At 60.4% G+C, this 9,446-nt stretch carries 5 protein-coding genes, 4 pseudogenes and 1 other annotated feature; of the genes and pseudogenes, 3 read left to right on the top strand and 6 right to left on the bottom strand.

The window, feature by feature from the left end:
• Nucleotides 1-213, bottom strand: a pseudogene (locus tag KHC28_RS24120) (catalase); the annotation flags it as partial.
• A 362-nt stretch (nt 214-575) separates the two neighbouring features.
• On the opposite strand from KHC28_RS24120, the gene KHC28_RS24115 reads away from it, so the two are divergent.
• Nucleotides 576-1,439, top strand: a complete 864-nt coding sequence (locus KHC28_RS24115; protein ID WP_246565171.1) for a sensor histidine kinase — start codon at nt 576-578, stop codon at nt 1,437-1,439.
• A 36-nt stretch (nt 1,440-1,475) separates the two neighbouring features.
• Here KHC28_RS24115 and KHC28_RS28125 read toward each other — a convergent pair.
• Both KHC28_RS28125 and KHC28_RS28120 read right to left on the bottom strand, forming a co-directional pair.
• A pseudogene (locus KHC28_RS28125) lies at nt 1,476-2,227 on the bottom strand (IS3 family transposase); the annotation flags it as partial.
• Nucleotides 2,228-2,289: 62 nt separating this feature from the next.
• Nucleotides 2,290-2,703, bottom strand: a pseudogene (locus KHC28_RS28120) (transposase); the annotation flags it as partial.
• Nucleotides 2,303-2,419 (bottom strand) — a sequence feature (AL1L pseudoknot). (Overlaps the previous pseudogene by 117 nt.)
• A 241-nt stretch (nt 2,704-2,944) precedes the next feature.
• On the opposite strand from KHC28_RS28120, the pseudogene KHC28_RS27570 reads away from it, so the two are divergent.
• Nucleotides 2,945-3,258: pseudogene (locus tag KHC28_RS27570) on the top strand (YciE/YciF ferroxidase family protein); the annotation flags it as partial.
• A 409-nt stretch (nt 3,259-3,667) separates the two neighbouring features.
• A complete protein-coding gene (locus KHC28_RS28050; RefSeq protein WP_376772794.1) occupies nt 3,668-3,904 on the top strand; it encodes a DUF982 domain-containing protein in 237 nt (78 codons plus the stop codon).
• A 40-nt stretch (nt 3,905-3,944) separates the two neighbouring features.
• On the opposite strand, the gene KHC28_RS24095 is transcribed toward KHC28_RS28050, so the two are convergent.
• From KHC28_RS24095 to KHC28_RS24085, 3 genes are all read right to left on the bottom strand, one after another.
• Entirely contained in the window at nt 3,945-4,829 is an 885-nt protein-coding gene (locus tag KHC28_RS24095) for a Hint domain-containing protein (protein ID WP_214010938.1), read from the bottom strand.
• Between the two features lie 1,304 nt (nt 4,830-6,133).
• Entirely contained in the window at nt 6,134-6,460 is a 327-nt protein-coding gene (locus tag KHC28_RS24090) for a hypothetical protein (protein ID WP_214010937.1), read from the bottom strand.
• A gap of 245 nt (nt 6,461-6,705) precedes the next feature.
• Entirely contained in the window at nt 6,706-9,306 is a 2,601-nt protein-coding gene (locus tag KHC28_RS24085) for a right-handed parallel beta-helix repeat-containing protein (RefSeq protein WP_214010936.1), read from the bottom strand.
• Nucleotides 9,307-9,446 lie beyond the last annotated feature (140 nt).

Genomic DNA, 9,446 nt, shown 5'->3' with positions numbered 1-9,446 from the left:
CTCGCGGAAGTGGAAATCCTCGATCAGGCTAGGACCGCGCGGACCGACCTTCAGCGTGTTCTGGTCGTCGGCGACCGGCCCGCCCTGGGCGGTGGTCATGACCGGCGTGTCGCGCTCGGCCACCTGGTGCAGTTCGCCGCCATTGCCGCGAAGCAGCGTCTGATCGTGAATCGCCGCCGCTGATGTTTGCGTTGTCGTAGCTTTCCGTGCCATGCGCGTGCGCTCCCTAAGCGTGCGGGGACGCCCGGCCGACCCCGCATCGTCCCACTAACCCTCGGGACCGGCTTTCGTTGCGCGGGGGCGCCAACGCCATCGGGATGTGGGCGGGCGCCAGAAAACTCGCCGCGTCGGCTCGAGAGCGCTTCGCTCACAGAGGGCGGGCCAGGAGATCGGCGCGACGAAAGCCGTGCTCAGACGAGCCTCGTAACCCCGGCGTCAGGCTCGGAGCGGCTTGCTGGAGATGCGGATACGCGATCAGCCGGCGACGTCTGCGCGAAGCGGACACGGGCTGTGTGATGCAAGACATGGTACGAGATGCGATAGAAACCATCAGAAGGCCGTGGCAGGTAACACTCTTGTCCGACAATCATTCTGATTGCCGCCGCGGCGGCCCCCTCGGGTTTTATCAATGCCGACGGGCAATCCGCGCGGCCGGCGTGGCGCTCTGGTCATGGAACGTAGACAGCGACCAGTTCGCAATGGACGAACAAGCGTTTCTGCTGTGGAGCGTACCGCAAAGCGACGAGGTGAAATTTGAGGACCTGTCGACCCATATTCACCCGGCCGATCGCGACCGTGTGAGAGCCGCCTTCACTGCCACGCGAGGCATTGTCGGTTCTTACGAAATCGACTTTCGTATCATGATCGGCGACGAGATCCGGTGGATTTCCGCGCGCGGGCTCGGAAACGACTCAGGACTGTACAACCGGCTCACGTACGGGGTTTTCCTCGACGTTACCGGCCGCAAGCAGGCCGAGGAAGGCCATGAGCTGCTCGCTGGCGAGATGAGCCATCGTGTCAAGAACCTGCTGGCCATCGCCGCTGGGCTGACCCAGCTCTCGTCGCGTTCGTCGACGACGGCGAAGGAGATGGCGACTGAGTTGACGGGCCGCCTAACCGCCCTCGGTCGAGCCCATGACATGGTGCGGCCGCTTCCCGGACATCAGGGCCAGGCAGCGCAGCTGGGCGACCTGCTGGCGGTACTACTCTCCCCCTATGAGAATTTCGGCGCCTTCAGCGGGCGTATCCGCGTTGCGGTTCCTCGAATGGGCGTCGGCGAGACCGCGGCGACGACGCTGGCGCTGGTGATCCACGAGCTCGCAACGAACTCATTGAAGTACGGAGCGCTCTCCGCCGAGGAGGGGACGCTGGACGTCTCGGGCGGCCTGGATGAGGAGGACGTGAAGATCGTCTGGGCGGAGCGCGGCGGGCCGGCCTGAACCGCCCCGGATTCACCGGAGGCCATTTGGTTTAAGTCAGGCCGCCATTTGCTGCTCCTTGAGCATGGCGTAGTAGCTCTCCTCGGCTTCGGCCGGCGGAATGTTGCCGATGGGCTCCAGCAGCCGGCGATGATTGAACCCGTCGACCCAGGCGAGCGTCGCGAACTCAACAGCCTCGAAGGAGCGCAGGGACCACGCCGATGGATGAGTTCGGCCTTGTAGAGGCCGCTGATCGTCTTGGCGAGGGCGGTGTCGTAGCTGTCGCCGACGCTCCCGACGGAGAGCTCGAGGCCCGCTTCGGCCAGACGCTCGGTGTAGCGGACGCTGACATATTGCGAGCCGCGGTCGCTATGGTGCGCCAGGCCGCGCGATGAACGGGCCGTCGCTCGTGAAGCGCCTGCTCAAGAGCATCCAGCACGAAGCCGGCATGAGCAGTCCGGCTCACCCGACAGCCGACGATGCGTGGGGCGTAGGCGTCGATCACGAAGGCGATGTAGACGGAGCCTGACCAGGTGCTGACATAGGTGAGGTCGGACAGCCACAGCCTATTCGGCGCCGGGGCATGAAAGGCCCGGTTCACTTGGTCGAGCGGGCACGGTGCCGCTCGATCCTGCATGGTTGGGCGGATCGGCTTGCCGCGGATCACGCCTGCAAGGCCCATGCCCCGCATCAGCCGTTCTACCGTGCAGCGAGCCGCGTCGATCCCCTCGCGCAATCTGGCGCCAGACCTTGCGCGCACCACAGACTTCGAAGTTCTCGGCAAAGACCCGCGCAATCTCGGGCCGTAAGATTGCGTTCCGCTTCGCCGGTGCCGACAGTTTTGACCGATCGAGCCGCCGGACGGCATGAGCATGGTAGGTCGATGGGGCGATCGGCAGCAGCTTGCAGATCGGCTCGACCCCATACGCACCACGGTGATCATCGATGAACGCGATCATGTCTTCGACCGGCGGTCGAGCTCCGCCTGGGCGAAATATGCCGATGCCTTGCGCAGGATCTCGTTCGCCTGCCGCAGCTCGCGGTTCTCGCGCTCGAGGGCCTTCAGCTTCGCCGCCATGTCCGTCGACACTCCGGCTCGGCGGCCAGCGTCGACCTCGGCCCTCTTCACCTATTCGTTCAGCGAGTGTGCCGAGCAGCCGATCTTGGCCGCAATCGACACGATAGCCTGCCAGCGCGAAGGGTGTTCAGCCGCGTAGTCCAGCACCAGCCGCACAGCCCGCTCGCGCACCTCGGGCGAGAACTTGTTCGTCGTCTTGCTCGTCATAGCCCCATCCTCTCAGGAGTTGGGGCCTCCGACAAACCCGGAGCGGTTCAGCCGTCGAGCCGCCGAACGGTGCTGTAGGCTATGGGAGTCGACTTGTAGTGCGAAGCATTTCCGGTCAACTCGGCGGCTCGATTGACTACAACTGGTCGGCGGAGGGCGTGATCGTCACCCTGAGTCTCAAGGCAGCGAAGCTCACCGCCTAGAAGTGGGCGCGAGGCGAGATGCTCACGCCCCGTGCGTCGAACTGCATCGCGATGAGACTGAAGAGCAGATCGAGCAACTGCAGCAGGTGTTCGAACTCATTGACAAGCGGCCCCAGGGCAAGACCTGCCCGGCCATCGATGGCATCCTCGAGGAAGGCGAAGAAATTCTCGACGAGTTCAAGGGCGAGCCGGCCCGGATGCTGGTCTTGCCGCCGCCGCCAAGGTAGTGGGGCACTACGAATTCAGTCGGTATGGCAAACTGAAGCGTTGGGCCCAGAACTTGGAGCTGAAGGATGCCGTCGCGCTGCTCGACGCCACGGTGCAGGACGAAACGAAGACCGACAAGGCCTTGTTCGGCCAGTATCGCCGCCGTCAGTTCTGGACGTTTTCGTGGGGCCAGACGGGCGCCAACTCTTCGCGAGGAAGCGACGTGACCATTCTGTCGCCCTCCCACACTTCGATCTTCTCAGCATCGCAGGTTGCGCGAGCCACGTTGATCGCGGCTTGATCGTCCGAGCACGGGATATCTGCGGCCGAAAGGATCCGCCCGTTTCTGGAATATTCATAAACGCGATAACTTTTCACGCGCTTGCCCCCCTCTGGGTTGAGCGAAAGCGCAACGGAAAAGCCCGTAACTTCCGGTCGTCAGCATGCCGATATGCCATTCCTGACGATATTAAAACAATACAACCTGCCCGCGATGGGTTCCAATCACGCCTTCGATGACGGCAACTTTCCCGCGCCGAAGCGGTTGATGCTTCATGTATAGGCCCATGAATCCAGTCTCTGTCTGGGAGACGCACAGTACGAAGCGCACTCTTGGGGATGTCGAGGGCGCGGCCCGCTTTCTGTTGGAGCGCTGGCCGGTCGGTCAATATACCGAATTCCATCAGGCGGCACGACAAGCCGCATGGGATGTACTCACGGGTGCGACTACGATCGAGGCCTTCCGTGCGACTTTCATCGCGGCAGCAGAGGAAGCCGGCATTCTGGCTTGAGCCCGCCAGCCGAATGGCCGGCGGGCTTTATAGCAGTAGATCAAGCGGCGACGATCTTCAACGGCATTTGAGCGGCGATCCGAGCGCGGATGGTCGCCGGCAGCTGACGAGCTGACTTGACGCGCGGCACGTCGATTTCGGCTATCGTATCGCTGGACTCGCCGTACAGCGCTACGAATTCCGCGTAGTTGTCGAACCGCCGGCGCGTGACGTTGTTCACGAACGTTTCGGCCGGAACGCCCTCGGCCAGCACCAGCGCGTGGTCTTCGAGCTCGATGTGGTAGTAGGTGAAGCGGATTTCCTCTGGCTTGTGGCGCAGGATGGTGACGCCGTTCACCAGCGCGCCGGCCTGCACAAGAAGCCCGCCGAACTCCAGCGCATGGTCGTTAGAAACGAAGAGGTCGCGGGCCGGCAGGTTGGAGCCGAGTGAGCCCGCGGCAATCCGGACCGGCATCACCTTCAACGGATCGGCAAAGACGGTGGAAATGGTTTGACGGGCCAGCCAGCGCACAGGTTTGGTGCTTCCATCGGACGTCATTACCAGATCGCCTGGCTTCAGCGTCTCGATGGCCGCTTCACCCTCCGGGGTGGAGATCATGGTGCCAGCAAGGAAGCAAACGACAAAGACGTCTGTGGTAATCGTTGTCGTTACTCCAGCGGGAACGGGGGCAGGGCCGACAATAAGATAGGGGTTCGTCGGGTCTGGAGCGTCGGAGACGTAAATGACAAATGACGAACCATCAGTGCCTGCATAGACTCCGGAGTATGACTGAGAATTATATGTAACCTCGACAACGTCGCCGAGCTCGAGAAAATCTACGATTGAAAATTTCTCAATCGTTACTTCTGCAGAGGATCCGCTGCTTTCAAATGTATCAGGGCCGGCCTCTGCTGCCGTCGTCCCCTGTCCCGCGTAAGTTGTCATGCCGCACCTTAGGTTGAGCGAAGTTTCGCCTAAAACGCGCCGAAATTACATGAAATTTAGCCGGCGACTAGTGCACTTGACGGACGTCCCGCACCGCTCGCTTTAGTCCTCGTTTAAGTTCTCCGAAATATTTCACCTAAGTTCACAAGGCCGCGTCAGCGACGATCAAAAGAGTCCAGCGTGTCCGTTGCGTCGCCATATCGAGCGAGTATGACTGGCGGATCGAACTTCCCCAGGCTTGGATCCTCGGACATCGAAATAACCAGTACCCCTGCTTTGCCCGGCGCCAACAACAGGGCCTTCGATTTTGCCGCTGACCAGGTCGGCAACGCGATTTCGTCTTCAGGAACGAGACAGCCAACCTCATTCCGCACGAACGGCCGAAACAACGTAATGGGTCACGCGCGCCACCAGTCGCTCCTCTCGGTACGATCTAGCCTCAAACCCACCTAATAATACCGTGAGATCGTCCATTCCGCAACGACAGGTCGCAGATCCGGGGTGGGGCGATTACCCCGTGTCGCTCACCTTTCCCGGGTTGTGGCGAGTTCATGCCTCTGCTGGAAACCCATCAAAGCCGACCACGTTAGGGAAACGGCGAAAGCAGCGGAGATTTGCGTGGCGCGTTTTCAGTTCAAATGGTCGGATCAGGCGGAGCCTTTGTGGATCGATCTCCCCAACGTTGATGCTGCCTGGTCGGAGGCGGTAACATCTTTCGGTGAGGTACTGCGCGACATCAATGGAAGATGTCACCCCACGGTCGCCTTAGGTTGGAAGTTAATGACGCCGACGGCGCTCGTGTGGCGTCGATCTCCGTCGAAGCCGAGCGGCACGACGGATGATCCAGCACGACGCGATGGGAGGGAAGACGCTAACGCACCTTCGATCTTCGGTTAGTGCTCTTCTCCGAATACGGGGGATAAGCGCATCCCGCTCGAGCGGGGTCTGGCTGTGGGCTCATGCGTCTCAAGGGTATCCCCTCATACAACGCCTTCGCACGCCTAAGGGGTAGGCTCGGGTCGGTTTGCCGCTGAATCTTCCAAGGTCTGCCGAGCAGCTTCCAGGCGTTGCCAGTAAGACTTGCTGGCCCTGACGATGGCTAGCATCTCCTCAGCGCTTAGAGCCGGCCTACGAGCCGTCGAGAGGGCGTAGGAGTAATCCTTTAACGCGCTCTCGATATCGGAGAGCAGACTGAGCAAATGGCGGTCGCGGGTCATTTGGGCCTCCGCTCAAAATCTGCACACAGATGGTTCCCGCCGAAAGCCCGAAGGGCGGCCGGACGTACTGGCTACAACACGCCCGACCTAGACCCGCGTCGAAGCACCGGGGTTGCGGTGGGGGAAGGCGCAGGTCGTTCGTGACACGTTGTCGGGCACGCTGACCGTACTGCGGCGGGCCCGCCGCTGCCACGACGCTGGGCGCGAGGCAACTGACCGTTTTAGGGTGTCGGCGCGACTGGTTTCAGGCAACTTGCCGTCACGGCGCGAGGCGCCGCTGCAGATCAGCGAGAACGTACAGCCTGATTGCAGACGATAGGTTGGTGCCGTGCGGTCGAAGAACTGAGATTCGAGCGAAATGCTGGTCTTTCGTTCACCAACCACGACAGATCGCTTGGTTATCTGCTTTGGCATCGCTCCCCTCCTGCTCCGCCAATCCGTATAGAGAGGTTACCTTATTACCGGGGCCAATGGCCGATGCCACCGGGGCTCCCGGCACCACGGGCTCTTGTTGCCCCTTCATGACCGCCCCTTGTCCTGCCCGTCCTCCTCAGGGAAGGCGGGCTTTTGTTGTGCCTGCGATCGAGCGTCGCTAACCTCGCAACGCGTTCACGATCTTTCCTGCTTGGCTATTCCACCCCGATGCTGGCGACGGGCTATCAGCTGTTATCCGCGAAAGATACGAGACAAGCGCCGCCGGTGGCCGTGCCGACCAATACGATGCGGTCCACGCCGCTATTCAATACCCTGTCGGAGCCAAGTTGAAGGTTGCCGGTGCCGTGCTGGAACGTCACAGGATTCGATCCGCCAGCTTTGACGACGCACAGGAACTGCCCTTCCTGAAGACCTGCAAGCGTAGCCACAGTGGCCGAAGTGTTAGGCAGTTGCACATAGAGGGTCGATGCACGGCATTTAGGGATTTCTAATGTCATGCCAGATACAGAAAGAATCACCGGTGCATTGTTGAAATTATTGCCGTGACGGACCACTGCAAGCGTGGAAACGTCGGCGGGAGAGGAGGGGAACGGAGCGCGTTGCTCGTTGCCTATCAACGTGATGCTTCCATCCGTAGCCCACTGCGATCCCGTATTTCGAAGAAGACGCATATGTGCGGCGGTAATATTCTCAAAAATATTATCATCCACATGGATATCGCGCGCTTCCGATACCTTTACACCGGAATGGTGGAACGCATATGTGCCGTTCTTCAGATGGTTGGATCGTACCGTGATGTTGTAACTGCTCTCCTTATTAGCTGCCGTGTCGCCATTGTTCAGGAATGCAATGATCGGTTGAGTGGGGGGCACGCCATCCCGGCCGGCGATGTAGTTGTGTTCGATCACCACATTGTCCTGGTTGCGGCCATAGAAGGCGATCGGCGTCTGTGCAACCACGACGCAGTTCTGTATGCGCAGGCTGTCCACGTTCTGGCGAACCTGAATGCCCCATCCGCCGTCATGTAGATTGCGAAACGAGCAACCAACTAGCTCGACGTGGCCTTGCGAGGGGTTTTCGCTAGCGTAGGTGGCGGGATCGGTGGAGCCGATCTCACCGCCAAGGCTGAGGCCCGAATTGGTGTGGACATTGACCCAGCGGATATTTTTGCCGCGCATCTGTCCGCCACTATCATGGCCGGTGTGGCCGGTCAGTGTAACGTCGTAAGAAAGATGGCCCCCCGGAAGCGTACGGCATTCGACGGAGTAGCCTCCGACCATTGCGATTTGCTTTGAGACAACGCCTTCCTGACTGCTGGCTCGGTCGCCGACGAAACTGTTCTGGGAGGCTTCGTGCAGGTCGATCGAGCGCCGACAATGCTCTCCGATGGGGGAGACGATGCTGGCGCGGGCACATCCCATGACCTCGCGGCCGTAGTACCAGTTGCTGTTGTTGTTCGATCGGTCGAAACGGCGTCCGACGGTCTTCGGCGTATCCATCGATATCGCCGCGCACAGCGTATAACGCAGCGAATAGCCTGGGAAGTTCTCCAGCGTGACGAAGCTTTCTTGAGCTTCGGCGAAATGACGTACGTTCAAGAAGGCGGTGCCCTGCCGATTGACGGTCGAGGCACTGCCAGGGCCGATAGCGCGCAGGCCCCGGAGGCTGAACTGTCCGGCCATGAGGAAGCGCCGCACATTGATGGGATAAGTTGAAGGATCGGCATTCTGCGCATAGGCAAAGGCGGTTCCCGCACCAAGCACCAAGGCATCATCTGTTGTGGTTGATCGGTAGCGAATCTGGATTAGTTCGCCGGTGTTCAGTCGCTGAAACCCGTCCGCCTCGCCGACGCCGCCCCAATATTCCCATGTTGATGTGAGGGCGATCCAATCGCCATCTTCGAAGCCAGTATTATCGAATACTGACAGATTTTCGGCCCCAGCCGCGATACCCGCCTTCAATGTCGTCTTTACGCGGCCCTCGGTATCAAGGCCATCATAGCCCGGCCCGAGGAACTCCAGCCAAAACGACTCGGCGCTCGGGTCAGACCCTGTAAGATTGACAACGCCTCCGTCACCGTCGATGGTGACATTCACCCCGGCCGGCACGCAGACGAGATGACGCGTTTCGACGCAATTATAGCGGCCGTTGATCTCCAGATGGACGCTCTGTCTCTCCAGTGCCAACGTATTGATGCGTTGGAAGAATCGACGAAAAGCCGCGTCGTCGTTGCCGCCAAAGCCAGCACCGAACATCTCTGGGCGCAGGACGCCGTCCAGGGGAACTGGGAGGTAGGATGCCCCGAGAAGCGTCTGCTGACCTTCATCCCTCAGCTCCACGAGGGACACAAGACCAATCGAGCCATCGAAGGCGGCGGTGCCGTTGAACCGGAACTGCGTATTTCCCGGTCGAGCCTCGAAGATCAGTTCGCCGTCTCCATTTGATGATGACGATGCAAAGAAAGTTCGTGCTCCATAGCCAAGGACGCTGAGAACCGAGACAGACCATGTGCCGCTTGTACGCCCCGCCACATTCCATCGCACCCGATAACGTCGTCCAGGAGTGATCGGAAAGGTACCGATCGCATATTTGGTGTCCGTGCTGACGCCAGGTCCGAGACGGTCACCCGGGCCACGCACCCATTCACCAAGATCCCAGTCGGTGAAGCCGTCTGGGAACAGTTCCGGTCCTTCGCTGGGAACCGGAATATCCTGACGTTCATAAAGAGCCTCTCCACCATCGCCCGGAGTGGCATAGCCGTCGACACGAACAAACTGCGGGGCTGAAATATTCTCAAGCGCCGGGAAATATGTGGTCGTTGGCATGCAATTGTCTCCAATGAGGGATGGTACATGACGTGCTCCCCTGCATTTCTGCCACGGATAAGTTGGGTCCTTCGATCAGGAGAAGGGCCATGCGGCGCAGCCGTTTCAGCGAGGAGCAGATCATCTCGGTGCTGAAGGAG

Source organism: Ancylobacter sonchi (genome assembly GCF_018390695.1).
GTDB lineage: Bacteria > Pseudomonadota > Alphaproteobacteria > Rhizobiales > Xanthobacteraceae > Ancylobacter > Ancylobacter sonchi.
The sequence above is the reverse complement of the archived record's forward strand: the minus strand, read 5'-3'. Positions and strand labels throughout refer to the sequence as shown.

What these genes read in the sequence shown, in the direction of transcription:
- KHC28_RS28050 (WP_376772794.1), top strand. Translation starts at nt 3,668, where the DNA reads ATGTATAGGCCCATGAATCCAGTCTCTGTCTGGGAGACGCACAGTACG.
- KHC28_RS24095 (WP_214010938.1), bottom strand. Translation starts at nt 4,829, where the DNA reads ATGACAACTTACGCGGGACAGGGGACGACGGCAGCAGAGGCCGGCCCT.
- KHC28_RS24090 (WP_214010937.1), bottom strand. Translation starts at nt 6,460, where the DNA reads ATGCCAAAGCAGATAACCAAGCGATCTGTCGTGGTTGGTGAACGAAAG.
- KHC28_RS24085 (WP_214010936.1), bottom strand. Translation starts at nt 9,306, where the DNA reads ATGCCAACGACCACATATTTCCCGGCGCTTGAGAATATTTCAGCCCCG.